The following is a 26343-nucleotide window of genomic DNA, read 5'->3' on the forward strand; positions in this document are numbered from 1 at the left end:
GGAGACACCGTCCTCCAGGACGGTGAGAATTGACGGCAGGCTCACAGGTGGCGCAGCGGATGGGCCCAGGCAGGCCATGCCGGTTCGAAGAAGCGGTCCACCATCGCGTCGCTCACTTCGTCCAGCGACGGCGGATTCCAGCGCGGCGTATTGTCCTTGTCGATTGCCAGCGCACGCACGCCCTCGATCACCTCGCCGTGCTCGAACGTGCGGCGTACCAGGTTGCGCTCCATCCGCAGGCAGTCGGCGATGCCCATTGTTGCGCCGCGCCGTATCATCTCGGCTGTCACGCGCATCATCAGCGGCGAACGCCGCGCCATCGCGGCCAGCGCGTTCTGCGCGAACGGGTGATCGTCGCGGCGCAGCGAGGCGACGATGTCGGTCACCGAACGGTGCGCGAAATGGTCGTCGATCAGTGCACGGTGCGCCTGCAGTTCCGATGCGCCCGCCTCCCCGCGGAGCGGCCGGGCGAACATGGCGACCGCTTCGCGCAGTCCGGCACCGGCGGTGGACCCCACCAGGTCGGCCAGCAGCGGCAGCTCGGGGGCGGGAACGTAATGATCGGCCAGGCCGCAGTACAGCGCATCGGCAGGACCGATCATCAGCGCCGTGAGCGCCAGGTAAACGCCCAGCTTGCCGGGCGCACGCGCCAGGAAATAGCTGCCACCCACGTCGGGAAACAGCCCGATGTTCACCTCGGGCATCGCCAGCCGGGTGCGGTCGGTTGCCACGCGCACGCCGCATTGCGGTCCGCCCTGCGCGATGCCCATGCCGCCGCCCATCACCACGCCGTCCATCACGGCCACGTAGGGTTTCGGAAAGCAATGCACGAGGTAATTCAGCGCATATTCCTCGGTAAAGAAATCTTCGATCAGGGCACTGCCGCGCTGCGGCGTGGCGCTGCCGGCGGCATGGAAGAAGCGGACGTCGCCGCCCGCGCACAGCGCCCTGTCGGAGCTGCTGCGGATGACAACGGCGGCAACGTCCTCGTCGTCGCGCCAGGCCAGCAACGCGCCCGTGATCGCCCGGATCATCTCGAGCGACAGCGCGTTCAACGCCTTCGGCCGGTCGAGTGTGATGAAGCCGGTGCCGTTACGCACCTTGATATGGACGTGGTCGGTCATGGTGTCTCGCATCGTTGTCGTTATTGGCCTCATTCTAGCCATGGATGCGAACCATGTGGGATAAACGTGGGATGTACGCAAGACCTGTGTGCAGGGCGCGCATGCAGGCGCCACATATAACAAAGGGCGCATCGTGCGCCCTTGTGTTGCAGCAGTCGAGGGACTGCGACCTGCGACCGTCGTTATGCGGTCGACGCGGGATTTTCGGTCTCGCTCAGGTACTTGATGGTTTCATGATTGTGGTTCTGCACTTTATCCTTGTGCTTCATGACCTGGCGGTCCAGCTTGTCGATCAGCGTGTCGATGGCCGCATAAAGATCCTGCGCGACGCTTTCGACGAACACGGTCTTGCCCGACATCCGCAGGTTGATCTCCGCTTTCTGTCTTTTCTCTTTCTCGGTGAGATTATCTACACTCAGGATCACACTGACATCGATCAACTGATCGAAATGGCGTCTGACGCGTTCCAGCTTGTTCTGCACATATTCGCGAATGGCAGGGGTAACGTCGATATGGTGTCCACTGATGGTCAGATTCATACACACACTCCTAAAGAAGATATTACAGGTTCGTGCGTTCTCCACCAAGCAAGTAAGGCGGCGCAGAGGAACCCAAGCACTACCAGGATTTGCTGCCAGGGTTTTGCTTACAGGGATTTGCGGAGGCTGACCGGGGGAATTTTCAATGCTTCGCGATATTTGGCAACAGTGCGTCGCGCAATCACCATGCCTTGTTCACCCAGCATGTCCGCAATCTTACTGTCGGATAAAGGGTTCTTAGGGTCTTCGGCTCCTGTGAATTGCACGATCAGCGCCCGGATCGCAGTCGAGGATGCTTCCCCGCCAGCTTCGGTTGCCACGTGGCTGCCAAAAAAATACTTCAACTCAAACATGCCATGCGGAGTCAGCATATATTTTTGAGTTGTTACCCGAGAGATAGTGCTCTCGTGTAGGCCCAGTGTATCAGCTATTTCACGCAACACAAGGGGTCTCATTGCCACCGCGCCATGCGAGAAAAAGTTCTTCTGGCGCTCGACGATGGCCTGGGCCACGCGCAGGATCGTGTCGAAGCGCTGGCGCATATTCTTGATCAGCCACTTGGCTTCCTGCAGCTGGGCATTCATCTGGGTTTCACCCTTGCCCTGCTTGAGCAGGCTGGCGTACAGCGCGTTGACGCGCAGGCGGGGCATCACATCGTTGTTCAATGTGACGATCCAGCCATTGCGCCCCCGCTTCACCACCACATCCGGTACCACGTAGTCTGACACGTCGGCCGCGAACGCGGCGCCCGGATGCGGGTTGCACTGGCGGATCACCGCCTGCGCCTCGCGCAAGTCTTCGTCGTCGCAATCGAGTGCCTTCTTCAGCTTGTTGAAGTCGCGCTGGGCGAACCATTGCAGGTGGTTTTCAACGATGCACAGGGCCATGCGCCGCGTCACCAGCGGCACATTCGGCATGCGCCGGATCTGCAGGGCCAGGCATTCGGATGCACTGCGCGCGCCGATGCCCGCCGGGTCGAAGCTCTGCAACATCTTCAGCGCGGTACGCAATTCGTCGGTCTCGATTTCCAGTTCTTCCGGCAGCCGCGCGTGGATCTCCTCCAGGCTCTCCTCGAGGTAGCCGTTGTCGTCGAGCGCATCGATGATCAGCTCCACCAGTGCCCGGTCGCGCGATTCGAGCACGGTCACGCGCATCTGCTCCATCAGGTGCTCGCGCAGGCTGCGGTGGCTCGCTTCGAGCTGGGGGCGGGCATCGTCGTCGTCCGGGCCCTTGCCGCTGCCCGCACTGCTCCAGTCGGTATCGCCGGTGCCGGCATCGAGCCCCTCGCCACCGCCATCGAACGGCTCGGGTTCGGGCGTCGCCGGCGCATCCTGCGGTGGCCCGCCTTCCGGTGGCGCTTCGCCGGGGGCCTGCGCGGTGTTGATGGCACCGTCACCCAGCAGGCGCACCGAGCGGTCGAGCGGGTCGTCGAGCCGCTCGAGCAGCGGATTATCGGTCAGCAGCTGTTCCAGTTCCTGGTGCAGCTCCAACGTGGACAATTGCAGCAGCCGGATCGACTGCTGCAATTGCGGCGTCAGCGCGAGGTGCTGGGAAGTGCGCAGTTGCAAAGACTGTTTCATAGCTGATTAATGCCCGGTCACATGCGGAAATGTTCACCCAGATATACCCGGCGTACGGACTCGTCGGCAATGATATCGTCGGGTCGGCCGGAGGCCAGTACGCTGCCCTGATTGATGATATACGCCCGGTCGCAGATGCCCAGCGTTTCGCGCACGTTATGATCCGTGATCAACACGCCGATGCTGCGCTCCTTCAGGAAGCGCACGATGCGCTGGATCTCGATCACGGCGATCGGGTCGACACCGGCAAACGGTTCGTCCAGCAGCACGAAGCGGGGGTTGGTCGCCAGCGCACGGGCGATCTCCACGCGGCGCCGTTCGCCGCCGGACAGCGACAGCGCCGTGTTCTCGCGCAGCTTCTCGATCTGCAGGTCGGCCAGCAGCGCGTTCAGGCGTTCGTCGATCGCCGCCTTGCCCAGCGGCTTGCCGTCGACCTTCTGGATCTCCAGCACGGCGCGGATGTTCTCTTCCACGGTCAGCTTGCGGAACACCGACGCTTCCTGCGGCAGGTACGACAGGCCGAGGGTGGCGCGCTTGTGGATCGGCAGGCTGGAGATGTCGGTGCCGTCGAGGTCGATGGTGCCGGCGTCCGACGCGACCAGGCCCACGATCATGTAGAACGACGTGGTCTTGCCGGCACCGTTCGGCCCCAGCAGGCCGACCACTTCGCCGCACGCCACCTGCAACGACACGTCATGCACCACCTGGCGCTTGCCGTAGCTCTTTTGCAGGCCGCGCACGATCAGCGTGCTGCTGCAGTTTTCCTGCACTTGCGCCATTTAATTCCCCGCTGCCGGCGCGGCCGGCGGTTGCGTTGCGGACGGCGCCGCCGGTGCGGTGCGCTTCGGCTGGATCACCATGGTGCCGCGCCCGGCGCCCGGCTTGTCGGCGCCGCTGCTGGTATTGCGCACGCTGAAGAACTCGCGGCGGCTGTCGTACGAGATGAATTCGCCCTCGACCTCATCGCTCGGCTTGCTGCCTTCCAGGCGGCGGATCTTCGCCTTCGAGTACATCTTCACCAGCTCGGCCTTCTCGTCGTACTCGATGCGGTCGGCTTCGCCTTCCATCCACTGGTCGCCTTCGCCGTCGCGCTTCTGGCGGAACGTGACCTTCTTGCCGCCGCCGGTCAGCGTGGCCAGCTGGTAACCGTCCGGCGTGTAGGTAACCACCGCCTTGTCGGCCTTCATCCGCAGCGTGCCGCGCGTGAGCGTCACGTCGCCGGTGAATGTATAGACCTGCTTGACGTCGTCCGCATCGAGGCGTCCGTAATTGATCTCGGTAGGCTTGTACGAATCGGCCTTCTCGGCGGCGGCATGACCCGCAACGCCCAGCAGCATCAGCGCCGCCAACATGAGTTTCTTCATCTTCGATTCCTATGCGATTGTGATCCGCCTCATTGGCGCGGCCGGGGTGGATACACGATGGTGCCCTGGCCGAGCTGCAGCTGGCGCGTGGCATTGTTGGCCCGCATGCCGATGCCGGTGGCGGTGGCGCCGCCGCTCTGCATGCGCACCGGCAGGTCGGTTTCCATACGGTCTTCGTCGGGGTAGATCGTCAGCTTCTCGGTGGCCAGGTGCATGTCCCGCGCGGCGGGCGACGCGACCCGGTGGATGTTCACGTTCTTCGTCAGCGTGATGCGCGTGTTGTCCTGGTCGACCCTGGCATGTTCGGCGCGGATATCCATCGGCGGCCTGTCGCCGGAAAGACTGCGCACCACCGGCTTGTCGATGTCCGCCGAATCGTCGGACGGACGGTGTGTCAGCCTGTCGCCCGAGATGATGTAGCCGGGCTGCCCCGTTTCCGTCATGCGCACGAACGAGAAGCGCTCCACGATGTGGTCCGGTTCATCGACCTTGATGCCGGCTTCCATTTCCTCGCCGGCCCGGTTCATCAGCTCGAGCAGCCAGAACGATCCCAGGGCGCCGAACAGCGCAAGGATCATGCCGATCGACAGGCGGTAGCGGTGTGCGGTTCGCTGGTTGCGCATGGCTTCTCCGTTTCTCAGGCCAGGAACTGGGCCATGACTCGCTCATAGTTGTTCTGCGCCCGCAGCACGAACTCGCAGACTTCGCGCACCGCGCCGTGGCCACCGCGATGCTGCGTGACGTGATGCACGCGCGCCAGCACTTCCGGCCGTGCATTCGGCACCGCCACGGCAAAGCCGACACGCGACAGGATCGGGATATCGACCACGTCGTCACCGATGAAGGCCACCTGCTCCGCGGACAGGTTGAGCTGCTCCAGCAACGCCTTGAACGGCGTCAGCTTGTCGTGGCCGCCCTGGTGCACGAATTCGATCGCCAGGTCCCTGGCACGGGCCACCACCTGCGGCGAACGCCGCGCGCTGATGATCCCGGTCAGCACGCCCGATTCCTGCAGCAGCTTGATGCCCAGGCCATCCTGCACGTTGAATGTCTTGAACGCTTCGCCCTCGGCACCGTAGTGCAGACCGCCGTCGGTCAGCACGCCGTCCACGTCGAAGATGAACAGCTTGACCTGCGCGGCCCGTTCGACGACAGCCGCGTCGTAAGTAATAGTCATCAGATCACCTTTGCACGGGTCAGGTCATGGATGTGCAGCGCACCGACCAGCTTGCCGTGTTCGTCGACCACCAGCATCTGGTTGATGCGGTGCTCTTCCATGATGGCCACGGCATCGACTGCCAGTTTTTCAGGGCCGATGGTACGCGGATTCGCATGCATCACGTCGCCGATGACGACCTTGCCGAAGTCCTGCACCTTGTCGATCAGGCGGCGCAGGTCGCCGTCGGTGAACACGCCCACAGGCCGGTATTGTGCATCGACCACGGCGGTCATGCCCATGCCTTTCTGCGTGATCTGCATCAGTGCATCCGGCAGCCGGGTATCGGTTGCCACGGCGGGGATGGCGTCGCCCTGGCGCATGACGTCGCGCACATGCGTGAGCAGGCGGCGGCCCAGTGCGCCGCCCGGATGGGAGCGGGCGAAGTCTTCTTCCTTGAACCCGCGCAGGTCCAGCAGCGCGACGGCGATCGCATCGCCCAGCGCCAGCGTCACGGTCGTCGACGCCGTCGGCGCCAGGTTCATCGGGCAGGCTTCCTTGGCGACCGAAACGTCCAGGTGCACGTCGGCCAGCCGGGCCAGGCTCGATTCGGGCTTGCCCGTCATCGAGATCACCGCGCCGCCCATGCGCTTGACCACGGGCAGGATCGCCATCAGTTCCGTGCTTTCGCCGGAATAGGAAATGGCGATGAACGCGTCGTCCGGCGTGACCATGCCCAGGTCGCCGTGCGCCGCTTCGGCCGGGTGCACGAACAGCGCCGGGGTGCCGGTGGAAGCCAGCGTCGCGGCGATCTTGCGCCCGATGTGGCCGGACTTGCCGATGCCGGAAACGACAACGCGCCCTTTGCAGTTCAGCAGCAGCGAGACAGCTTTCCCTACGCTCTCATCCGTTGCCAGGCGGTCATGCAGCGCGACCAGGGCATCGGCCTCGATTTGCAGGGCTTCACGCGCCAGCACCAGTGCACGGCTTGCGGTTGTTGCATCAAAAGCTTTCAGCATTGTTTTTTCATGGGTTACACTCATGCCCGAAAGTATAGCCGAATTGGGAAAGCAAAAAACTTGCCAGACGTTACAAACTCCCCACCAGTGCTGCAGATGCCCATTGTGTCGCCGGCCCACCCACGGATACCTTCGTGTTCTCCCCCCTTGAACTGACTCTCCTGCTGCTGGGTAGCGCCGTGCTGGGCGTGGTGGCCTTCCGCATGCTGCATTTGCCGCCCATGCTCGGCTACCTGGCTGTCGGCATCCTGATCGGTCCCAACGCGCTGGGGCTGGCCGACGATAGCCATGCCACCCATGCGCTGGCCGAATTCGGCGTGGTCTTCCTGATGTTCTCGATCGGCCTCGAATTCTCGCTGCCGAAACTGAAGTCGATGCGCAGCGACGTGTTCGGCCTGGGGATGGCCCAGGTTGTGCTCACGATCGTGGCGACCCTCGTCTTCGGCTGGGTGATCGCCCGCACCCTGCCGCCGGCCATCCAGATCTCCTGGCAGGCCGCGTTCGCGCTGGGTGGCGCACTGGCCATGTCGTCGACGGCGATCGTCGTCAAGATGCTCACCGAGCGGCTCGAACTGGAATCGGAGCACGGCCGCAAGATCATCGGCATCCTGCTGTTCCAGGATATCGCCGTGGTGCCGCTGCTGATCCTGATTCCGGCACTGGCGAAAAACCCCGACAACCTGCTCGTCACGCTGGGCTGGGCCGCCCTGAAAGCCGTGCTGGTGCTGGCGCTGCTGCTGTTCTTCGGCCAGAAGCTGATGCGCGGCTGGTTCACGGTGGTGGTCAAGCGCCGCTCCCAGGAACTGTTCATGCTGAACCTGCTGCTGGTGACGCTGGGCGCGGCCTGGATCACCGAGCGCGCCGGCCTGTCGCTGGCACTGGGCGCCTTCGTGGCCGGCATGCTGATTTCCGAGACCGAGTACCGGCACCAGGTGGAAGAAGACATCAAGCCCTTCCGCGACGTGCTGCTCGGCCTGTTCTTCATCACCATCGGCATGCTGCTGAACGTGCGCGTGGTGCTGGACAACTGGTGGCTCGTGCTGGCGCTCCTGGTGTTCCCGGTGCTGATGAAGTTCGCGCTGATCGCCGGCCTGGCGAAGCTGTTCGGCTCCTCGGACGGCGTGTCGATGCGCACTGGCCTGGCGCTGGCGCAGGCCGGCGAATTCGGCTTCGTGCTGCTGAACGTGGCCGGCGGCATGGAACTGGTCGATCCGTTCGTGATCCAGGTGGTGCTGGCGTCGATGGTGCTGTCGATGCTGGCCGCGCCGTTCCTGATCGAGCAGTCGGACAGGCTGGTACTGAAATTCTCCAGCAACGAATGGATGATGCAGTCCCTGAACCTGACGCAGCTCGCGGCGCGCACGATGTCCGCGCAGCAGCACGTGATCATCGCCGGCTTCGGCCGCAGCGGCCAGAGCCTGGCCACGCTGCTGCAGGAAGAAGGCATCGCCTACCAGGCGCTGGACCTCGACCCCACCCGTGTGCAGGAAGCCCGGTCGGCCGGCGCCAGCGTGTCGTATGGCGATGCGGCGCGGCGCGAAAGCCTGGTGGCGGCCGGCATCTACCGCGCCAGCGCGCTGGTGATCACGTATGCCAGCACGCCATCAGCGCTGAAGGTGCTGCACCTGGTACACGAACTGGCGCCCACGCTGCCGGTGATCGTGCGCAGCCACGACGATACCGACCTGGATCGCCTGAAGGCGGCCGGCGCCGCCGAGGTGGTGCCGGAACTGATGGAAGGCAGCCTGATGCTGGCCTCGCACGCCCTGGTCATGCTGGGCGTGCCGCTGCGCAAGGTCGTGCATCGCGTGCAGGCCGCGCGGGAGGAACGCTACGCCTCGCTGCGCGGCTACTTCCACGGCATCAGCGACGTGGGCGACGACACCGAAGCGGCACGGCTGCACACGGTGACGCTGACCGATGCGGCGAACTGCGTCGGCCGCACCGTGGGCGAACTCGATGTCGACGGCGCCGAGGTAATGGCGATCCGGCGCGGCCGGGAGAGGCTGGATGCGGGCGCGGACATGGTGCTGGAAGCGGGCGACGTCGTCGTCCTGCGCGGCAATGCGCAGGCGGTGGCGCGCGCCGAACACATACTGCTGGGATGAGGACGCGATAAGCCATGGAAATGCTGCGCCTGTCGCTGCTGTTCGCCGTCACGGCGCTGGCCGAAATCGTCGGCTGCTACCTGCCCTGGCTGGTGCTGAAGGATGGCCGCACCGCCTGGCTGCTGGTCCCGGCGGCCGCGTCGCTGGTCCTGTTTGCCTGGCTGCTCACCTTGCACCCCACCGCCGCCGGCCGCACCTACGCCGCGTATGGGGGGATGTACATCGCGGTGGCGCTGCTGTGGCTGCGCTTTGTCGACGGTATCGCCCTGACCCGCTGGGATGCCCTGGGCGCCGCGCTGGCGCTGGGCGGCATGGCCGTCATTGCCCTGCAGCCGCGCGGGTAGCCTCGCCGTTTTTCACTTGCAAAACAATAGCTTGCAGCACCATGCGGGAGCCGCGAACGGGCGCCGCGCCTCAGTGCCCGACGTACCGTATCACCCGGTCGCGCCCGCCCGCCTTGGCCTGGTACAGCGCCTCGTCGGCATGGGCGATCAATTCCCTGGCCGCGATCTCGGCCGCGGCCCCCGCGGCCCCGTCGCCGTCGGCGGCGGACAGGCAGGCCACGCCGATCGAGCCGGTGATCGACACCTTCACGCCGCCCTCCAGGTCGATCATCGCCGCCGAGATGCCGGCGCGGATACGCTCGGCCACGAAGGCGGCGCTGTCCAGGTCCGCGTCGATCAGCAGCACCACGAATTCCTCGCCGCCGAAGCGGGCCAGCGCATCCGACAGGCGCAGCTCGCCCTTGATGCGGCTGGCCACCTCGCGCAGTACCTCGTCGCCGCCCTGGTGGCCCAGCGTATCGTTGATGCGCTTGAAGTGATCGATATCGATGTACATGAACGACAGGTCGTAGCGCTGGCGGCGCGCCCGTGCGATTTCTTCCAGCAGGCGCCGGTCCAGGTAGCGGCGGTTGTAGACGCCGGTCAGCGAATCGGTCAGCCCGATGTACTTCAGCATCTCGTTGCTGATCACGTTTTCCAGGCAGATCGCGATGATCGACGCCATGTGCTCGACGAAGTCGGTCCCCAGGCTGGGCGTGAAGCGGGAGGGATCGCGGCTGCCCAGGTTCAGCGTGCCGATCACGCGCCGGTTGCGCAGCAGCGGCACGACGGCCACGCTCTGCAGCGACGGCGCGGCCTGCGGGAAGCGGTGCGCATCGCGCCGCGCATCGTAGGCGCCGAGCAGGGGCCTCGGCTCGGCACCCAGCTCGAGCTGGCCCGTGCCGGCGACGAACTGCAGGTCCGGGAAGGCGGCGAAATCCACGCCCAGTCTTTCCATCACGGTGCGGATGTCGGCGCCTTCGTCGACCAGCGACAGCGTCACGCTGTCCAGCTCCGAAATGACGGGCAGCGTGCGGAAGATGCTGCCGATCAGCTCGGGAAAGCTGGTGGCGCCCACGATCTCCAGGTCGAACGCCTGGTGCCGCATCATGATGTCATGGTTGCGTTCGGCCTGCTCCAGCATCCAGGCCATGCGCTCGCGCAGGGCGCGGTTTTCCGCGGCCAGGACTTCGGCGGAATCGGTCATCGGCGGCGTGCTCAGAAGGCCAGCTCCACGTCCACTTCCTGGCCGACGCGCACGGTTTCCCCATCGCCTTCGAGCAGGATGTTGTTCATGCCGAAGCAGATGCCACCGTCGACTTCCGGCCTGGCGCGGTAGCCTTGCAGGATATCGAGCGGATCCGGGCCGAACTCGCCGGTGGCCTGGTCGATCGACGGGATCGGGCAGCGCGGGCACGGCTTGACGGGCTTCAGCACCACGGCGCCGGCACGGAAGGTGTCGACATAGTCTTCCTCGTAGGCGTCGATGCCGTCGATGACGAGGTTCGGACGGAAGCGGTTCATCGGCAGCGGCGCGCGCCCGGCCCGTTCCAGCCGGACGTTCAGGTCGCGCAGCGATCCGGCGCCGATGACGAGGATCGGGTAGCCGTCCGAAAACAGCGTGGGCGCCTCGATGCCGCCCGTCCATTTCGGATTGGCCAGGCGCAGTGCATTCGGGTGGAAGCGCACCAGCCGGCATGCCACGCCGAGGTAATTGCTGAACCAGGCGGCGGTCAGCGCATCGCAGTCGTAGGCTTGCAGCGTGTCGTCCCATACCTGCACGGTCAGCGTCGGCGCCGTATCGGGATCGGCCAGGCCGAGCGGGATTTCCAGCCGCAGCATGCCGGGTGCGCGCAGCTCCAGCGTATCGAGCTTGAGGCGCGGCGCGATCAGCGCCATCTTCGGATGCTCACGCTGGGTCAGGCAGGCGCCGGCGGCATCCACGACCATCCATTCTCGGTCATAGATCTGCTCGGACATCAGGCCGGCACGCGTCAGCGTTGCGGCCTGCAGCGCGATGCCGCCGCAGGACTTGATCGGATACAGGGTGATTTCGGACAGGATCGCCATCGACAGCCGCCATGAGTTCTCGTGACGCGCAGTATGGCAGCAAAGGGGGCGGCAGTAAATTGCCGCGGATGCGGGGATGAAGCCCAAAAGCAAACTGCCGGCGGCTGCCGGCAGTTCGGGAGGATGACTGGTGAGCCGGCGGATCGCCGGCGCTGTCACGACGCGCGATCAGCCTTCGGCATCGCCTTCGGGCTTGCTCTTCGGCTTGCGCGGCAGCCTGCTGCGCGACGGCGTGCGCGGCTTTTTCGCGGGCTGCGGTGCTTCGTCCGGAGCCGGCTCGGCCGGCTCGAGCGGTGCGGCGCCTGCCTCGGGTGCCGATACCGGCTCTGGCGCTTGCGGTGCAGCTGCTTCCGGCACCGGCTCCGCCGCAGGTGCCGGCTCGACGCTGGCGGCAGCGGCCTTGGCGGCCTTGCTGGAACGCGCAGGCTTCTTCGCCGCCGCCTGCTTGCGAGCGCTGGTACGGCTGCGCTTGGGCGGTGCAGCTTCCACGGGCGCTTCAGCCGTCGTTTCGGCCTCGGCTTCGGCTTCCGGCGCCGGTTCGGTTTCCGCATGCAGCTCGGCAAACGCCTTGGCCGCCTGCTCGGCAGCACTCAGTTGCCCGGCAGCCCGGGCACGGCGGGTTTCCCTGACTTCGCGGGCCATTTCCTCCAGCGCCTGCTCCGCCGACGCCAGTTCGGTCGCGTAATCGGCAGCGGCCGATTCGAGCGCTACGGCCAGCTCGTCCGCATCCAGATCGGCGCCAGCGGCGATGTCCTCGCCCAGCTCATCGGCTACCTCATCGGCTACCTCATCGGCTACCTCATCGGCTACCTCATCGGCCACCGCACCTGCCACCCCATCGGCTACCTCATCGGCTGCACGGCTGGTTGACTCATCATCCTGCTCGTCGGCCGCCCCGCCATGTGCTTCGGCAGCCGCGCCCCACGGCCCGGCATGGGTCGTGGTTTCCGCCACATCGGGCGCGCCGCCGCGGCGATTACGGCCGCCGCGGTTGCCCCGGCCACGCCGGCCCTCGCGCTTGTCCTGCGCCTCGGCCGCATCCGCTGCCGCCACCACCGCTTCGGTGGCCGTTTCCGGGTCGGCTGCCTCGGCAGCCAGTGACGGTGCCGCCGCCAGGCTGCTGCGATAGACGTATGCGCCGGATTTCTCGTCGCGGCCGAATTCGAGCAGGCCGCGCGCCTTCATCTCTTCCAGCAGGTTGCCGAACGTGCGGAAGCCGTAGTAAGCCTCGTTGAAGTCGGGCTTGCGTCGCTTGATCGCCTCCTTCAGCACCGACGCCCAGATCTTGCCGCTGTCGCCGCGTTCGGCGATCAGCGCATCGAAGGTTTCGTAGGCGATATCCAGTGCCTCGACACGGCGCCGCTCCGACTCTTCGCGCTTTTTCTTCTCCTCTTCCGGCGAGCGCTTCGGCTGCTGCTGGTCGCGCACGTCCTTGCGCTGGCGGCGGCTCTCGCGCACCAGGTCGTCGTAGAAGATGAATTCGTCGCAGTTGGCCACCAGCAGGTCGGAGGTGGAATCCTTGACGCCCACGCCGATGACCTTCTTGTTGTTCTCGCGCAGCTTGGACACCAGCGGCGAAAAGTCGGAATCGCCGGAAATGATGACGAAGGTGTTGACGTGCGCCTTCGTGTAGCACAGGTCCAGCGCGTCGACGACCATGCGGATGTCGGCCGAGTTCTTGCCGGAGATGCGCACGTGGGGAATCTCGATCAGCTCGAAATTTGCCTCATGCATCGGGCCCTTGAAGCCCTTGTAGCGATCCCAGTCGCAGTAAGCCTTCTTGACCACGATGCTACCCTTGAGCAGCAGGCGTTCCAGCACGGGCTTGATGTCGAATTTTTCGTAGTTCGCGTCGCGCACGCCGAGTGCGACGTTCTCGAAGTCGCAGAACAGCGCCATGCTGACATTATCGTTGGATGAAGCCATGACTCTCTTGGGTAGCAGTGAAGCCGCTGATTATACAGGCAGCGTTGCGCCCGGCCGCGCCCCTTTCATGCAACGGAATCCGTGGCCGGATCCGGGCGGGAATTCGCCAGCGCCGTGCCGCTGAGGTATCCTCCCCGTTTCGCCCGACAGGAGGATTCGATGAGGTCACTGGCCACCACTTTCGCCGCCGCGGCAGCCACCGTGGCACTGGTCGCCGCGCCCGCGCACGCGCAGCTCCCGGATGCCGCCGAGTTCACGCGGCAGGTCAATGCCTTCGTCGACGGCTGGCACGACGATGCCGCCCACACCCGGCCGGCATACTTCGACAAGATTGCCCCGAACGGCGTGTACATCGGCACCGACAAGACCGAAGTATGGACTCGCGACCAGTTCAAGGCCTGGGCCAGGCCGTACTTCGACGCGAAGAAGGCCTGGGCCTTCACGGCGCGCAAGCGCAATGTGTATTTTTCGTCCGACCGCCGCTACGTGTGGTTCGACGAGCAGCTGGATACGCAGATGGGCATCTGCCAGGCCAGCGGCGTACTGCGCAATACCGGCAAGGGCTTCCTGATCGAGCACTACCAGCTGTCGCTGGCGGTGCCGAACGCGCTGGTCGACGGTTTCGCGAAAGCGATCGCGGAATTCGACGCGAAAGGCAACGCCCCGGGCAAGGACAAGGCCAGATAAGTGGCGCGCATCCTCTTCATCCACCAGAACTTCCCGGGCCAGTTCCGCCACCTGGCGCCCGCGCTGGCGGCCGAAGGCCATGAAGTGGTGGCGCTGGGCATGGCCGAACATGCGGACCGCCTGCCCGGCGTGCGCCATGTCGTGCACCAGGCGCGCCTGCCGGCGCACGCGCAGCAGCAGGCGCCACAATTGAAAGACCTGTACAGCAAGGTGCTGCGCGGCGAATCGGCCGCCGCGGCGCTCCATCGCATGAAGACGGACGGCTTTACGCCCGATATCGTGTTCGCCCACCCGGGCTGGGGCGAGGCGATGTATGCGAAGGATGTCTTCCCGCGCGCGCGCCTGCTGGTCTATGCCGAATACTATTACGGTGCCGAAGGCGGCGATTCGCATTTCGACCCGGAGTTCTCCGGCCCGCCCGACCTGGCCAGCCTGCAGCGGCTGCGGCTGCGCAACACGCACCTGTTGCACGCCATGGCGGTGGCCGATGCCGGCCTGTCGCCGACGGCATTCCAGGCCGGCCGCCATCCGCCGTGGTTCCGCGACCGCATCAGCGTGATCCACGACGGTATCGACACCGACCGTTTCCGCCCCGATGCGCAGGCGCGCGTGTCGCTGAGCGGCGCCGGCGTGGCGCTCAAGCCGGGCGACGAAGTGGTCACGTTCGTCTCGCGCCAGCTGGAACCCTACCGCGGCTACCATGTGTTCATGCGCGCGCTGCCCGAACTGCAGCGGCTGCGGCCCGATGCGCGGGTGATCATCGTCGGCGGCGACGGCGCCAGCTACGGTGCCGCCGCGCCGGCGGGCAAGACCTGGAAGGCCATCTTCCGCGACGAGGTGATGTCGCGGCTGGACATGCGCCGCGTCCATTTCGTCGGCCGCCTGCCGCATGCGCTGCTGACGCAGCTGATGCAGGTATCGGCCGTCTACACCTACCTCACCTATCCGTTCGTGCTGTCGTGGTCGCTGATGGAAGCGATGAGCGCCGGCTGCCTGGTCGTCGGTTCGCGCACCGCGCCGCTGGAAGAGATGATCGAGCATGGCCGCAACGGCCTGCTGACCGACTTCTTCGACCACCAGGCGCTGGCCGCCACCGTTGCCGACGCGCTGGAACGGCGCGACAGCCTGGCACACCTGCGCACGGCGGCACGCCAGACCATCGTCGACGGCTACGACCTGCGCCGGCATTGCCTGCCGGCGCAGAAGCGCTTCGTACTGGGCTGAACCAGCACGGCCATCAGGCGAGCAGGAAGTCGCCCGTACTGGTCGCGGCCACCCCGGTCAGCGTGGCGATCTGCGCCAGTTCCGCGGCACTGACCACCGCATCGCCGCCGTTACTGGTGAACAGGTACACGGCCGTGGTGGTCGCGGTATGCAGCGCGAACAGCGCCGTGTCGCCATTCGCGTAGGCCGCGCTGGCGCTGCCGATCGCCTTGGCGGCACCCGTCGCCGTCAGGCTGCCGGCGTTCTGCGTGAAGATCACCAGCTCGGCACCGGCCGAGAAGCCACCCGGCGCGCCGGCCACGACGGCGCCATCGATCACGGCATTGCCGTTGCCGACCGCGAGATCGATCAGCAGCCTGTCGATGCCTGTGGCGAAGTCGGCGATGGTGTCCTTGCCCGTGCCGATGACAAAAGTATCCCTGCCCGCGCCACCGGTCAGCTTGTCGTTGCCCGCACCGCCGCTGATGACGTTGTCCAGCGCATTGCCGGTACCCGTGAAGGCGCTCTTCCCGGCGTAGCGCAGTTCCTCGACATTGGCCGACAGCGCATGTTTCGTGGCGGTCGATTCCACGATGTCGTAGCCGCCGTTCGCCGCTTCCACGACCGTGTCGCCGGCCGCGTCGACACGGTAGAAATCGTTGCCGGCGCCGCCATCGAGCGTGTCGCTGCCCTTGCCGCCGACCAGGATATCGTTACCGCCGCCGCCTGCCAGCACGTTCGCGGCGCCATTGCCGGTCAGCGTATTGTTCGCGGCGTTGCCGGCCACGTTCACCGCCGCGGTCGACGTGACCGTGGCGTCCTCGATATTCGCCCCCAGGGTGTACCAGCTGCCCTTGGCCTTGATCGCGATATTCATGGTATCGTAACCTTCGCCGGCCAGTTCGATGGCCATGTCGCCGGCATTGTCGACCTGGTAGGTATCGTTGCCTTTGCGGCCGCTCATCTGGTCGGCGCCGGCCAGGCCGTCCATCGTATCGTTGCCGTCGGTCCCGACCAGCGTGTCGCCGGCGCTTGACGCCATGTTGAGGAAGATCTCGGCGATCGTCCGCGTGCCATCGCTGAACTGCACCTGCTCCATGTTCTTCAGCGTGATCTTCTGTGCGCCTTTCACGAGCACGACATCGGTCGCGTTGGGGCGCTGGCGGGTGTAGTCGGCCAGGGCACCGTCGGCCACGTAGGTATCGGTGCCGGTGCCGCCATCGATCCTGTCGTTGCCGCCGCCGCCGGCGATCACGTTGTCGAGGGCGTTTCCGGTGGCCGTGAAGGCCGAGGTACCGGTGTAGGCCGCGTTCTCGACATGCGCTGCAAGCACGATCTTCGACAGCGCCGTGAAGATAGTGTCCGTCCCTTCGCCCGCCTGCTCCGTCACCGTGTCGCCGGTCGCGTCGACGTAATAGGTGTCGTTGCCGCCGCCGCCAGCCAGCACATCGCTGCCCTTGCCGCCGTCGAGCGTATCGTTGCCGGCACCGCCCGCCAGCACATTGGCGCCGGCATTGCCGGTCAGCGTATTGGCCAGCGCATTACCGTCGATGGAAACGCCGAGCTTGCCCTCGACGGCGCGGCCGTTCTCGACGAAATCGGCCAGTTGCCATGCCTTGCCGGCATAGGCGACCTCCGCGGTGTCGATGCCGCCACCGGCCAGCTCGACCACCACGGTGCCGGTATTGCGCACCACGTAGGTATCGTTGCCGGCACCGCCTGCCAGGGTATCGTTCCCGTCGAAGCCGTCCAGCCGGTCGCTGCCTGCGGTACCCTGTATGCTGTCGCTGCCGTCGGGCGGCAGCTCGGCCAGGAACGCGGCCAGCGAATGAAATTTTCCGGCCATGCCGAAGAACTCCACATTGTGCACCGTCAGCGTCTGCCCTTCGCCGCCATGCCTGCTGGTGAACATCAGGCCGTCGGCACCGGCCCGGCGGATCGTATAGCTGTCCCGGGACGCCATGGCGTACACGGTGTCGATCCCCGTGCCACCGTCGAACACGTCGTTGCCGGACGTGGCGGTCATGCCATCGTTGCCGGCGCCGCCGGTCATCGCATCGTCGCCGGCGCCGGCGGCCAGGTGATCGTCGCCGCCTCCGCCTTCCAGCCGGTCGTTGCCATCGCCGCTGACGAGGGAATTGCCCAGCGCATTGCCGGTGCCGGTGAATGATCCGGTGCCGGCAAACTTCAATACCTCCACGTTCGCCGCCAGCGTGAACCGGCTCGCCGTGACATGGACCGTGTCGATCCCGCCACCGGCCACTTCCCGGATGACGTCGCCCGATGAATCGGCGTAATACTCGTCATCGCCCAGTCCGCCGTCCATCGTATCGTTGCCACCGATGCCATCGAGCGTGTCGCTGCCGTTGGTGCCGTCCAGCACGTCGTCATGTACGGTGCCGGTGATGACGGGCGTGCCCGCTGTCGCGCCGCCTCCCCGAATCGAATGACTGTCGGGGATTTCCTGGATCTTCGCCCTGCCGTTCAATGTTGCCATGTCCACATTCCTTTCATCAACGCCGTGGTTGTGTTTCGGGAATGCAGAGCGTACTGGGCGGCGAAAGACCGATAATGGCCTGGAACAATCTGTCGGGCTGAACCATTCTGCATCGCGTGAAAAAGCCGCGTCGAGCGCGGCTTTTTCACCTTTGCCTGCCGGCGCGCCAACGTTGCGCGCCGGCCATGATGCCGCGACATATTCCGCTGGCGATCGCTCCTGTCACGACAAGCATGGCCGCCATGTGCAGCGCCACGGCCGCGAGCGCCATTGACAACGGTGCCCAGGCGAAAGGGAGTGTCCCGCCCGCGGCAGGGAGCGCGGCGCCGAAGCACAGGGGCACCAGCGCCGGGACCAGCATCATCCCGGCGCCATGCGCCATGGCGACCAGGAACGACCAGAGCGCCAGGCCAGCATGTCCGGCCGGAAGACGCGCCAGCAAGGCCCGGCGGCCCGACCAGTGCGCGGCCAGCCCCGCGGCGAGCATCGTGGCGGCGAGCAGCTGGACCAGCGCCCGGTCGAGCGACGCACCGAATGCGACGGTCGCGCCCACCAGTACGACAGCGCACCCATGGCCCACGGCGATCGGCACCAGGGCGCGCACCGCCCGGGACCGGTCGCCCGAGCGCAGGCCCCATGCCGCGGCGAGCAGCCAGCCGGTTGCCGGATTCAGCCCGTGCAGGGCGCCGCTACCCGCCACCGCCAGCCAGGGCAACCAGTTGTCCATGCCGCTTTCCACTTTTCCGCTTTCCAGTTTCCACTTCCGCCGCCCGCCGCACGCCGCGTCAAGCCTGCGCGTGGCAGCAGGAAGCCGCCGCCTTTGCGCCGGGCGTCGGCTCGTAACGGTCATGGTGGCGTACCCAGTCCATCGTGTAAGCCGCGTTGTGCTCGTCGCGCCCCTTCGGCACCAGGTCCAGCAGGCTGTAGGTTCCCATCATGGCTTCCACGCCCCGCCCGTAGGTCGAATAGGTGTGGTACACCTCGTCCGCGCCGGGCCGGTGGAACACGCTGATGCCGGGCGCCTCCTCGCTCGGGAACGGCTGCATCACATAGTTGTAGGGCACCGCGCCACGTGCCAGCGCTTCGGGCGCGAAACTGACGCCGAAGTCTTCGTTGAAGCCGCTGCCGTGCGACGATACCCAGCTGAATTGCCAGCCCATGCGCCGGCGGAACCGCTCGATCTCGGCCAGCGGGGCACGCGACACGACGACCAGCGTGACGTCGCGCTGCGCCAGGTGCACGTTCATGCCGTCGATGTGGTCGGCCATGAAGGAGCAGCTGGCGCACCCCTGTTCCCAGCCGGGCCCGAACATGAAATGCTGCACCAGCAGCTGGCTGCGTCCGTCGAACAGGCCGGCCAGCGTCTGCCGCCCCGCCGGCGCGTCGAAAACATACTCCCTGTCGATGCGCACCCACGGCAGCGCGCGGCGCTCGCGGGCGACCGCGTCCTTCAAATGTGTCAGTTCTTTCTCGCGCGCCAGCAGCGCCTTGCGCGCGGCCAGCCACTGGTTCCTGGCAACCACGGCATGGCCGTTCGGCTGCGCTTCGGTACGGACTGCGTTGCTCACTTCGGAAATCGCGGTATTCATGGTGTGCTCCCTGGCTCGCCGAGCCGTGTCAATGGAATGGAACGTTGTGAGACGGGTGCCGCACGCTGCGCGGCACCGTCAGCCACCCCCGGAAGCCGCTTTGGGACGCCGCACGGCGCGCACCTTCCCGCTCGCCCCGCCGCCGCAATAGAACAGCTCCGCGCCATCGGATTCCAGCCCGCTCACGCCGGCGCCCGGCGGCATTTCCAGCCGTTCCAGCACGGCGCCGCTGCGCGGGTCGATATGGCGGATGTCGCTGGACTCCCCTTCCCAGGTGCCGTGCCATAACTCGCCGTCGACCCAGGTCACGCCGGTGACGAAGCGGTTGGTTTCGATGGTGCGGCGGATCGCGCCACTGTCCGGATCGATCTGGTGGATCTTGCGCTCGCGGTACTGCCCCACCCACAGGCTGCCCTCGGCCCAGGCCAGCCCGGAGTCGCCGCCGTTGCCCGGCGCCGGAATCGACGCCACGACCGCGCCGCTGGCGGGATCGATCTTGTCGATGCGAGCCTCGGCGATCTGGTACAGGTGGCTGCCGTCGAACGCCGTGCCGGCGTCGCCGGAGCGGTCGAGCGAGCGCGTCACCGCGCCACTGGCCGGATCGAAGGCGACCAGGCCGGCGCCGGTGGCGGCCCAGACTTGCGTGCCGTCGTGCGTCACGCCATGGATCGGCGGTGCGCCGGCGAACGGGCCATACTCGCGCACGATCTCGGCAGGCTGGCTGTCGCTGCGTGCCGCGCTGCCGCCGTTCGCCTTGCTCATCTCCTTGCTCATCGATTTGCTCATCGTTCTGGTCTCCTGGAATGGCGCCGCGAAAGGGGCGCCGCGAGACCACTCTAGCGAATCGGCAGCGCAGTGGGGAGTAACAAGATCGTCGTGAATCCCGTCAATGGCGGCGCCAGCCAGCGGCGCGCCCGCCCGCCGCCGGCGGCGCGTACCCGCCCGCCCGCTTCCAGCTCGGCAAGCGCGCGCTGGACAGTGCGCTGGCTCGCGCCCACCGCCAGCGCCAGTGCCGAGGTGGACCACGGTGCGCCATCGGAAAGCAGTGCCACCAGCGCGGCTTGGTCGCCATCGATGGGCGGCTCCAGCAGGGCCAGGCCGCGGCCATCGCGAGGCTGGAACGCGAAGCCCTGCGCGGTCGCCACGATGTCGGCCAGCGGCGCGGCCAACGCACGCAGGCGGCCGATCTCGACCCGCAGGCGCGCCCGGTGCGTGTCGTCGGGATGCCCGATTCGGAAAGCCCGCGCAATCAGCGCTTCGCGGCTGGCGCCGCCGGGCCACACCTCGGCAAGCGCGCGCGCCAGCGCGAACAGCACCGGCCGGCGCGCCAGCGGCCGCCACGTGGCGCCGGCACCGACACCGCGGCGGCAGGCATCGACCACCAGCGTGTCGGAAGCCAGCAGCGCTGCCACGTCGTCGAGCCGCAGCACCTGCGCCCCGCCGGCGGCCACACGGCGGGCGGCCGGACGAACGAGCGCCGCGCGCGCATCGTCCACTTCGGCCAGCAGCACCGGTATGCCGGCCTGCGAAGCCGCCGCGTGCGCCCGCTGCAGGGCACTGCGCGCCGCATCGATGCGCAGCGAGCGCAGCGCCAGCTCGGCCGCGATCAATGCCGCGACGGCCGCCAGCGCGGGCGGCAGTCCGCGTGCATCGAGCCGCGCCAGCGCCGCCTCCGCTTCGTCGAGGCAGCCCAGCAGCAGCAGGCGCCGCGCCGCGATCAGGCGCGCCTGCAGCGCGTTGGCAAGGTCGCCATGGGTATCGAGCGTGGCGGCGGCCAGCGCCAGGGGGCGCGGCGATCCGCCGATGTCGCGCATGGCCAGCGCCACTTCGGCTTCCGCCACCACGCAGCGGGCCCGCGCCAGTGCTTCGTGCGCACCGAAGCCGCGCGCGGCCGACCGCAGCAGCTCGCGCGCACGCGGGTGCTCGCCCAGCTGGGCCATGGCGATGCCGCGTAGCGCCAGTGCCGCCGGATCGTCGCGCAGCGCAATCCGGTTCAAGGCGCCAAGCGGATCGCCAGCGGCCAGCGCGCGCGCGGAAGCGGAGATCAGGGAGTCCATGACGCAAGGCTACACTACCCGGCGGCCCATCCGGTGTGTTGCCTCTAGAAATAAGTAGTTACCACATGACATCGAAAAATCGTGATCCTGAACGCTACAATCCCGCCCTTTGAAAAATATCGGGAAGGTTTGAGCAATGAAGGCATTTGCTGACATGAATATCGGGAAGCGCCTTGGCGCAGTCTTTACGCTGGTGCTTGCCCTCACCGTGGTGATCGCCGTTGCCGCCATCTGGCGCCTGAACGCGATCGGCAACGAGACCAGCGCGATGATGGCCGCGCCACTGGTCAAGGAACGCCTGATGAGCGAATGGCATACCCAGACGTTCGCCGCGGTACGCCGCACCGCCGCCATCGTCAAGAGCAACGATCAGAGCCTGGCGGAGTTCTTCAAGGCGGACGGCGCCAAGACTTCCGGCCGCTCGTCCGAACTGATCCAGCAGATCGAGCCGCTGCTGGGAAGCGAGGAAGAGCGCGCATTGTTCAAGCGCATCGGCGAACTGCGCAAGGCCTACACCGAGGCCAAGGACAAGGCGATCAAGGCGCGTACCGATGGCGACGCCGACGAATCGGCGCGCATCCTGACCACCGAGTACCTGCCGGCTGCCGACATCTATGAGAGCACCCTGGGCAAGCTGGTCAAGATGCAGCAGCGCCACATCGACGCCATCGCCGCGGACATCCAGGCCGACAACCGGAACAGCGCGCGCATGATCGGCATCGTGGCCGCCGCGGCGGTGACGCTTGGCGCGCTGTGTTCCTGGGTCCTCACGCGCGGCATCGTGCGCCCGATCCGCGAAGCGGTCGAGCTGGCCGAAACGGTGGCCAGCGGCGACCTGACGCGGAAGATCGACGCCGCCACGAACGACGAAACCGGCGCCCTGCTGCGCGCGCTGCGTCACATGAACGACAGCCTGGTCAATATCGTCACCGAAGTGCGCGGCAGCACCGAAACCATTGCCGGCGCCTCGGGAGAAATCGCCGCCGGCAACATGGACCTGTCGCGCCGCACCGAACAGCAGGCAGCTTCGCTGGAAGAAACGGCGGCCTCGATGGAACAGATCACCGGCACCGTGCGGCAGAATGCCGGCAATGCGGGCCAGGCCAACCAGCTGGCGATCGCGGCGTCGAGGATTGCCACCGAAGGCGGCGCGGTGGTCGGCCAGGTCGTCACGACGATGGGTTCGATCAACGAATCGTCGCGCAAGATCGTCGACATCATCGGCGTCATCGACGGCATCGCCTTCCAGACCAATATCCTGGCGCTGAATGCCGCCGTGGAAGCGGCGCGCGCCGGCGAACAGGGCCGCGGTTTCGCGGTGGTGGCCTCCGAAGTGCGCACGCTGGCCCAGCGTTCGGCCGCGGCGGCCAAGGAGATCAAGGGCCTGATCGGCGATTCGGTCCAGAAGGTCGACGCCGGCACCCGGCTGGTCGATCAGGCCGGCGCGACCATGGAGCAGGTCGTCGAATCGATCCGCCGCGTCACCGAGATCATGGCCGACATCACCCACGCGACGCAGGAACAGGCCATCGGCATCGAGCAGGTCAACCAGTCCATCGGCCTGATGGATGAAGCGACCCAGCAGAATGCCGCGCTGGTCGAGCAATCGGCCGCGGCGGCAGGGGCGATGCAGGACCAGGCAGCCACGCTGGCGCAGGTGGTGGGGGTGTTCAAGCTGGATGCCACGGCAGTGGCGGTTGCAGGCCCGGCAACTGCGGCATCGGGACGCAGGCCAGCGGTGCGTATGCTGCCGGCTGCGCGGATGTGAAGGTGCCCATGGCGATGACCGCCGGGCCGGCCAGGCAAGTCAGTGCCGTTCCCGAAGAGCGTTTTCGATCTTCTGGTCGGTCTTGTACTGGCTGAGCGCATAGACAGCCCAGATCGTTGCCGGGAGCCAGCCGATCAGGGTGACTTGCAGGATCAGGCAGATCACGCCCGCGATCGGACGCCCGATGGTGAAGAACGTCAGCCAGGGCAAGATGAGAGCAATGATGAGACGCATGAATCTTCCTTTGTGTAAGCCCCCGCGTTGGCGCGGCGCCGGGGCAATGGTCATGTTTACTGTTGTCGGCAGGTGCGGCTTGCCGAATCCCTGCAACGGCATCGGCACAGCCGCTCGGGCGGCTGCATCGATGGTTGCATCGGTCATGCTACAGCAGCCAGCTTCCGGCAAAACTCAACAATTATCACATCGTACTCCACGGCATCGTTTCCCTGGCCGAGCAGCCGAGTGAGCGACCGGCCGGACGCATGCGAAAGAACCTCGCCGATTCCGATCCGGCAGTCCGATGCCATCGCGTCAGTCGGGAAGCGCCGCGAGCATCTCTGCCAGCGCCTTCTGCGAATGCTCATTGAGCCTGCGCGCCATCGTGAGGTGCAGCGTGGCCAGCCGGTCCGCGGCCTGGGCTTCCAGGATCACCGGCTGCACCATCCGCTCGGCGGCCTGATGGAACTGCTGCGCGGTGGCATCGAGCTGTGCCGCCAGCTCCCTGCGCGCTGCGTCCAGCTGCTCGCGAAACGCTTTTTCAAACACTTCGCGCTGGTGGCCGACTTCGTCCAGCTTGCGCTCCGCGGGATTCATCATCCACTTGAACACCCCCGCAACAAGCAGCGCGCCGCCGACGATGGGCGCGACCGGCGCGATCACCGGCATCACCGCGGCGGCGCCCAGGAAGTAGGCTGCCGCGCCTGTGCCGATGGCGGCCGCGCCGCCCACCTTCAGCGTCATGTTGGTGGCATCCTCGGCGCCGTTCCTGAGGCGCGTTCCCCAGCGCAGTGCCGGCGCCGCGCCGGCCAGTTCGGTGTGATGCAGCCGCTTCAGGATCGTACTGCGCGACAAGGCCATCTCTTCCTGGAACAGCCGCAGGTCTTCGTGGATCAGCTGCAGCGATCGTTCGCGCCGGGAGATGATCCGGTTTACCCTGCGTTCGAGTTCCTTGCCGAACGTGGATTTGGCGATGCTCTCCCATGTCGCCGCGCGTTTCCACTGATCGGTATTGAGGCGGTCGACGACCTCGCGCTCGAACGCATTGCCCGCGTCGTGGATCGCTTCCTCCAGGTCTTCGTCGAACGTCTCGCGCTCGAAGGTGATGCGCGCATCGGCGATGGCCAGGCGCTGGCCGACCTGCTTCTGCAAGCCGTGGGCCGATGCGAGAAAGGCGGCGGCGGTATCGCTGGAGCTTTCGAAATCCGCGATACGGTCGTTGAATGCCGAAATTTCCTGGCTGACGCGCGCGCACGCCGCAGTCATGCGCCGGGAAAGTTCCGCCTTGTCCAGCGTTCCCTGTTCGAATTCGAGCACGGCGCCCGCCAGTGCCAGGTCGCCGGTGGCGCGAACGCACAGGTCGGCCAGGTCCGCATACTTGCGCCCCTTGAGCATGCGCGACGAGCCCAGGCTCACCTTGCTCCAGAGGCTTTGTTCGTTCGCCGGAAAAGCTTCGAGCTCCCCGGGGCGGAGCTGATAGCGCAGCGCTTCGGCGAAATGGCCCGCCATGTCCCTGCTGCGCGTTCCCTGGATCGACAACAGCGCACGGGCCGCCTCGAACGCCGCCGCGGCGGTTGCCTGGTCGATGCCGTCGGACGCCGCATGCAGGTCATCGAAGGCCACCTTCCAGTTCAACGGGTGTTCGACACATTCCAGCAATACCACCCGTGCCAGCGCCGAATCGTTCATCAGCGCCGCGACATCGTTCAGGGCATTGAAGTCGGCCACGTTGAGGATGCCGTCCGAGCTGGCGATGGCTGCCACCGCTCTCAGGTAGGCGGTGGGAAAGGTGACATCATTGGCGACGTAATGCGCCAGTTCGCGATGCTGCGCAGCGTTCTGCTGGCCGAAATTGTCGAAACTTGCTGATGGCGGCTTGATGGTCATGGGCTTCCTGGAACGCTTGCGGCTCTTGTTGCGCGAGTGAGCTGCATTCTACTTCAGTACTGTTCCGCCAGCGCCCGGTGCGGCTCGACTGGCTGAATCATGCCGCTGGCCGGGAAATCGCGCAGGAGCGCGTCCGCCTCCCCCAAAAGAGTTGGAATTTGACTTTTTATTTGATTGCGGCAGGCGCATGATGATTCGTGCGACCGCCAATACTCGCCATGCCTTTCTACATTCCCTGGAGAGCATCATGGATACCCGCTGCACTTCGACGTCTATTCCCGTTCTTCGCACAATTGCCGCACTCGCGCTCGCGCTGTGCGTACCTGTTGCGCATGCCGCGCCGCCGATCGACAAGAAAGTCGAGGGATTCACGGACAAGTATGCGCAGGTCAACGGCGTGCGGTTGCACTACAAGATCGGCGGAAAGGGCACGCCGGTGGTGCTGCTCCATGGTTATGCCCAGACGGGCCACATGTGGGCACCGGCCATGCGTGAACTGGTCAAGAACCACACCGTGATCGTGCCGGACCTGCGCGGTGCCGGCGGCTCGGAGAAGCCGGAGAGTGGCTATGACAAGAAGACGATGGCGGTCGATATCCATGAACTGGTGAAATCGGTCAGCAGCGAACCGGCCGCGGTGGTCGGCCATGATATCGGCATGATGGTTGCCTACGGCTACGCGGCGCAGTTTCCAGCCGATACCAGCCGCTTGGTCGTGATGGATGCGTTCGTTCCCGGCGTCGGTGACTGGCGCAATGCATTTCCTGCCCAGGCAGTCTGGCATTTCCATTTTTATGGCGAGACGCCGCTGGCACTGGTGAAGGGCCGCGAACGCATCTACTTCGAGCATTTCTGGAACGACTTCTCCGCCGACAAGAAAAAATCGATCTCCGAAGCGGACCGCAAGCTGTACACCGCCGCCTATGCGCAGCCGGGCGGCATGCGCGCCGGCTTTTCCTACTTCAGCGGTTTCGAACAGGACGCGGCCGATTTCGGCCCGATGAGCCAGACGAAGCTGACAATGCCGGTGCTGACCATCGCCGGTGAGAAATCGGCCGGCGATTTCCTCGGCAAGCAGGCGCGCATGTACGCGGACAATGTCCAGAGCGTGATCATCAAGGGATCGGGGCACTGGCTGATCGACGAGGCACCCGAACAGGTGGTACCGGCGCTTGCCGGCTTCATCCGGCAGGCACCGTAAACGCGCCGGTTGTGCCGGCATGACGAAGG

The 26343-nt window shown here is 66.1% G+C and carries 24 protein-coding genes; 6 read left to right on the forward strand and 18 right to left on the reverse strand.

Going from position 1 to position 26343, the window contains the following annotated elements; genetic code table 11:
* Window positions 1–41: 41 nt before the first annotated feature.
* The 8 genes from ACY34H_RS06195 to ACY34H_RS06230 form a co-directional block, all read right to left on the reverse strand.
* Window positions 42–1124, reverse strand: a complete 1083-nt coding sequence (locus ACY34H_RS06195) for an enoyl-CoA hydratase/isomerase family protein (protein WP_464976609.1) — start codon at window positions 1122–1124, stop codon at window positions 42–44.
* A gap of 182 nt (window positions 1125–1306) precedes the next feature.
* Window positions 1307–1663, reverse strand: coding sequence for a ribosome hibernation-promoting factor, HPF/YfiA family (hpf, locus tag ACY34H_RS06200; RefSeq protein ID WP_464976610.1), 357 nt, complete (start codon window positions 1661–1663; stop codon window positions 1307–1309).
* A 107-nt stretch (window positions 1664–1770) separates the two neighbouring features.
* Complete coding sequence (locus ACY34H_RS06205; protein ID WP_464976611.1) at window positions 1771–3243, reverse strand: RNA polymerase factor sigma-54; 1473 nt, start codon at window positions 3241–3243, stop codon at window positions 1771–1773.
* Window positions 3244–3260: 17 nt separating this feature from the next.
* A complete protein-coding gene (lptB, locus tag ACY34H_RS06210) occupies window positions 3261–4022 on the reverse strand; it encodes an LPS export ABC transporter ATP-binding protein (protein WP_464976612.1) in 762 nt (253 codons plus the stop codon).
* Window positions 4023–4607: a lipopolysaccharide transport periplasmic protein LptA gene (gene lptA / locus ACY34H_RS06215; RefSeq protein WP_464976613.1), complete on the reverse strand. Its 585-nt coding sequence runs from the start codon at window positions 4605–4607 to the stop codon at window positions 4023–4025.
* Window positions 4608–4636: 29 nt separating this feature from the next.
* Window positions 4637–5230 carry an LPS export ABC transporter periplasmic protein LptC gene (gene lptC, locus ACY34H_RS06220; RefSeq protein WP_464976614.1) on the reverse strand — a complete coding sequence of 198 codons (594 nt, stop codon included), beginning with the start codon at window positions 5228–5230 and terminating at the stop codon, window positions 4637–4639.
* Between the two features lie 14 nt (window positions 5231–5244).
* Window positions 5245–5784: a KdsC family phosphatase gene (locus ACY34H_RS06225; protein ID WP_464976615.1), complete on the reverse strand. Its 540-nt coding sequence runs from the start codon at window positions 5782–5784 to the stop codon at window positions 5245–5247.
* Entirely contained in the window at window positions 5784–6782 is a 999-nt protein-coding gene (locus ACY34H_RS06230) for a KpsF/GutQ family sugar-phosphate isomerase (RefSeq protein WP_464976616.1), read from the reverse strand. Before ACY34H_RS06230 ends, ACY34H_RS06225 begins: the two co-directional genes overlap by 1 nt.
* Window positions 6783–6916: 134 nt before the next feature.
* Between ACY34H_RS06230 and ACY34H_RS06235 the strand changes: the two genes are divergently transcribed.
* Together ACY34H_RS06235 and ACY34H_RS06240 are read left to right on the forward strand one after the other, a co-directional pair.
* Window positions 6917–8890 (forward strand): monovalent cation:proton antiporter family protein, encoded by a 1974-nt coding sequence (locus tag ACY34H_RS06235; RefSeq protein WP_464976617.1) that lies wholly within the window; start codon window positions 6917–6919, stop codon window positions 8888–8890.
* 14 nt (window positions 8891–8904) lie between these two features.
* Window positions 8905–9234, forward strand: a complete 330-nt coding sequence (locus ACY34H_RS06240; protein ID WP_464976618.1) for a YnfA family protein — start codon at window positions 8905–8907, stop codon at window positions 9232–9234.
* Window positions 9235–9304: 70 nt separating this feature from the next.
* Here ACY34H_RS06240 and ACY34H_RS06245 read toward each other — a convergent pair whose 3' ends face one another.
* The 3 genes from ACY34H_RS06245 to ACY34H_RS06255 form a co-directional block, all read right to left on the reverse strand.
* Window positions 9305–10420, reverse strand: a complete 1116-nt coding sequence (locus tag ACY34H_RS06245; RefSeq protein WP_464976619.1) for a GGDEF domain-containing protein — start codon at window positions 10418–10420, stop codon at window positions 9305–9307.
* An 11-nt stretch (window positions 10421–10431) separates the two neighbouring features.
* Window positions 10432–11283, reverse strand: a complete 852-nt coding sequence (locus tag ACY34H_RS06250; RefSeq protein ID WP_464976620.1) for an MOSC domain-containing protein — start codon at window positions 11281–11283, stop codon at window positions 10432–10434.
* Window positions 11284–11451: 168 nt separating this feature from the next.
* Entirely contained in the window at window positions 11452–13209 is a 1758-nt protein-coding gene (locus ACY34H_RS06255) for an NYN domain-containing protein (protein ID WP_464976621.1), read from the reverse strand.
* A 159-nt stretch (window positions 13210–13368) separates the two neighbouring features.
* Here ACY34H_RS06255 and ACY34H_RS06260 point away from each other — a divergent pair, with 159 nt between their 5' ends.
* Complete coding sequence (locus tag ACY34H_RS06260; protein ID WP_464976622.1) at window positions 13369–13896, forward strand: nuclear transport factor 2 family protein; 528 nt, start codon at window positions 13369–13371, stop codon at window positions 13894–13896.
* A complete protein-coding gene (locus tag ACY34H_RS06265) occupies window positions 13897–15120 on the forward strand; it encodes a glycosyltransferase (RefSeq protein WP_464976623.1) in 1224 nt (407 codons plus the stop codon).
* Window positions 15121–15133: 13 nt separating this feature from the next.
* Here ACY34H_RS06265 and ACY34H_RS06270 read toward each other — a convergent pair whose 3' ends face one another.
* From ACY34H_RS06270 to ACY34H_RS06290, 5 genes are all read right to left on the reverse strand, one after another.
* Entirely contained in the window at window positions 15134–17596 is a 2463-nt protein-coding gene (locus ACY34H_RS06270) for a beta strand repeat-containing protein (RefSeq protein ID WP_464976624.1), read from the reverse strand.
* A gap of 145 nt (window positions 17597–17741) precedes the next feature.
* On the reverse strand, window positions 17742–18323 hold the full coding sequence (locus tag ACY34H_RS06275; protein ID WP_464976625.1) for a hypothetical protein: 582 nt from the start codon (window positions 18321–18323) through the stop codon (window positions 17742–17744).
* 58 nt (window positions 18324–18381) lie between these two features.
* Complete coding sequence (locus ACY34H_RS06280; protein WP_464976626.1) at window positions 18382–19185, reverse strand: DUF899 domain-containing protein; 804 nt, start codon at window positions 19183–19185, stop codon at window positions 18382–18384.
* A gap of 78 nt (window positions 19186–19263) precedes the next feature.
* The gene (locus tag ACY34H_RS06285; protein ID WP_464976660.1) at window positions 19264–19947 is read right to left on the reverse strand and encodes a Vgb family protein; all 684 of its coding nucleotides are present in this window, start codon (window positions 19945–19947) and stop codon (window positions 19264–19266) included.
* A gap of 74 nt (window positions 19948–20021) precedes the next feature.
* A complete protein-coding gene (locus tag ACY34H_RS06290) occupies window positions 20022–21242 on the reverse strand; it encodes a helix-turn-helix domain-containing protein (protein WP_464976627.1) in 1221 nt (406 codons plus the stop codon).
* Window positions 21243–21396: 154 nt separating this feature from the next.
* On the opposite strand from ACY34H_RS06290, the gene ACY34H_RS06295 reads away from it, so the two are divergent.
* Window positions 21397–23010 carry a methyl-accepting chemotaxis protein gene (locus ACY34H_RS06295; RefSeq protein ID WP_464976628.1) on the forward strand — a complete coding sequence of 538 codons (1614 nt, stop codon included), beginning with the start codon at window positions 21397–21399 and terminating at the stop codon, window positions 23008–23010.
* A gap of 39 nt (window positions 23011–23049) precedes the next feature.
* Here the strand turns inward: ACY34H_RS06295 and ACY34H_RS06300 are convergent, their stop codons facing one another.
* On the reverse strand, window positions 23050–23244 hold the full coding sequence (locus ACY34H_RS06300; protein WP_464976661.1) for a YqaE/Pmp3 family membrane protein: 195 nt from the start codon (window positions 23242–23244) through the stop codon (window positions 23050–23052).
* A gap of 297 nt (window positions 23245–23541) precedes the next feature.
* Complete coding sequence (locus ACY34H_RS06305; protein WP_464976629.1) at window positions 23542–25113, reverse strand: hypothetical protein; 1572 nt, start codon at window positions 25111–25113, stop codon at window positions 23542–23544.
* A 247-nt stretch (window positions 25114–25360) separates the two neighbouring features.
* On the opposite strand from ACY34H_RS06305, the gene ACY34H_RS06310 reads away from it, so the two are divergent.
* Window positions 25361–26314 (forward strand): alpha/beta fold hydrolase, encoded by a 954-nt coding sequence (locus tag ACY34H_RS06310; protein WP_464976630.1) that lies wholly within the window; start codon window positions 25361–25363, stop codon window positions 26312–26314.
* Window positions 26315–26343 lie beyond the last annotated feature (29 nt).

This window comes from Pseudoduganella sp. jia 9 (genome assembly GCF_055502615.1).

Coding starts and splice junctions, on each gene's coding strand:
- ACY34H_RS06195 (WP_464976609.1), bottom strand. CDS start 1,124: ATGACCGACCACGTCCATATCAAGGTGCGTAACGGCACCGGCTTCATC.
- hpf (WP_464976610.1), bottom strand. CDS start 1,663: ATGAATCTGACCATCAGTGGACACCATATCGACGTTACCCCTGCCATT.
- ACY34H_RS06205 (WP_464976611.1), bottom strand. CDS start 3,243: ATGAAACAGTCTTTGCAACTGCGCACTTCCCAGCACCTCGCGCTGACG.
- lptB (WP_464976612.1), bottom strand. CDS start 4,022: ATGGCGCAAGTGCAGGAAAACTGCAGCAGCACGCTGATCGTGCGCGGC.
- lptA (WP_464976613.1), bottom strand. CDS start 4,607: ATGAAGAAACTCATGTTGGCGGCGCTGATGCTGCTGGGCGTTGCGGGT.
- lptC (WP_464976614.1), bottom strand. CDS start 5,230: ATGCGCAACCAGCGAACCGCACACCGCTACCGCCTGTCGATCGGCATG.
- ACY34H_RS06225 (WP_464976615.1), bottom strand. CDS start 5,784: ATGACTATTACTTACGACGCGGCTGTCGTCGAACGGGCCGCGCAGGTC.
- ACY34H_RS06230 (WP_464976616.1), bottom strand. CDS start 6,782: ATGCTGAAAGCTTTTGATGCAACAACCGCAAGCCGTGCACTGGTGCTG.
- ACY34H_RS06240 (WP_464976618.1), top strand. CDS start 8,905: ATGGAAATGCTGCGCCTGTCGCTGCTGTTCGCCGTCACGGCGCTGGCC.
- ACY34H_RS06245 (WP_464976619.1), bottom strand. CDS start 10,420: ATGACCGATTCCGCCGAAGTCCTGGCCGCGGAAAACCGCGCCCTGCGC.
- ACY34H_RS06250 (WP_464976620.1), bottom strand. CDS start 11,283: ATGGCGATCCTGTCCGAAATCACCCTGTATCCGATCAAGTCCTGCGGC.
- ACY34H_RS06255 (WP_464976621.1), bottom strand. CDS start 13,209: ATGGCTTCATCCAACGATAATGTCAGCATGGCGCTGTTCTGCGACTTC.
- ACY34H_RS06260 (WP_464976622.1), top strand. CDS start 13,369: ATGAGGTCACTGGCCACCACTTTCGCCGCCGCGGCAGCCACCGTGGCA.
- ACY34H_RS06270 (WP_464976624.1), bottom strand. CDS start 17,596: ATGGCAACATTGAACGGCAGGGCGAAGATCCAGGAAATCCCCGACAGT.
- ACY34H_RS06275 (WP_464976625.1), bottom strand. CDS start 18,323: ATGGACAACTGGTTGCCCTGGCTGGCGGTGGCGGGTAGCGGCGCCCTG.
- ACY34H_RS06280 (WP_464976626.1), bottom strand. CDS start 19,185: ATGAATACCGCGATTTCCGAAGTGAGCAACGCAGTCCGTACCGAAGCG.
- ACY34H_RS06285 (WP_464976660.1), bottom strand. CDS start 19,947: ATGAGCAAGGCGAACGGCGGCAGCGCGGCACGCAGCGACAGCCAGCCT.
- ACY34H_RS06290 (WP_464976627.1), bottom strand. CDS start 21,242: ATGGACTCCCTGATCTCCGCTTCCGCGCGCGCGCTGGCCGCTGGCGAT.
- ACY34H_RS06295 (WP_464976628.1), top strand. CDS start 21,397: ATGAATATCGGGAAGCGCCTTGGCGCAGTCTTTACGCTGGTGCTTGCC.
- ACY34H_RS06300 (WP_464976661.1), bottom strand. CDS start 23,244: ATGCGTCTCATCATTGCTCTCATCTTGCCCTGGCTGACGTTCTTCACC.
- ACY34H_RS06305 (WP_464976629.1), bottom strand. CDS start 25,113: ATGACCATCAAGCCGCCATCAGCAAGTTTCGACAATTTCGGCCAGCAG.
- ACY34H_RS06310 (WP_464976630.1), top strand. CDS start 25,361: ATGGATACCCGCTGCACTTCGACGTCTATTCCCGTTCTTCGCACAATT.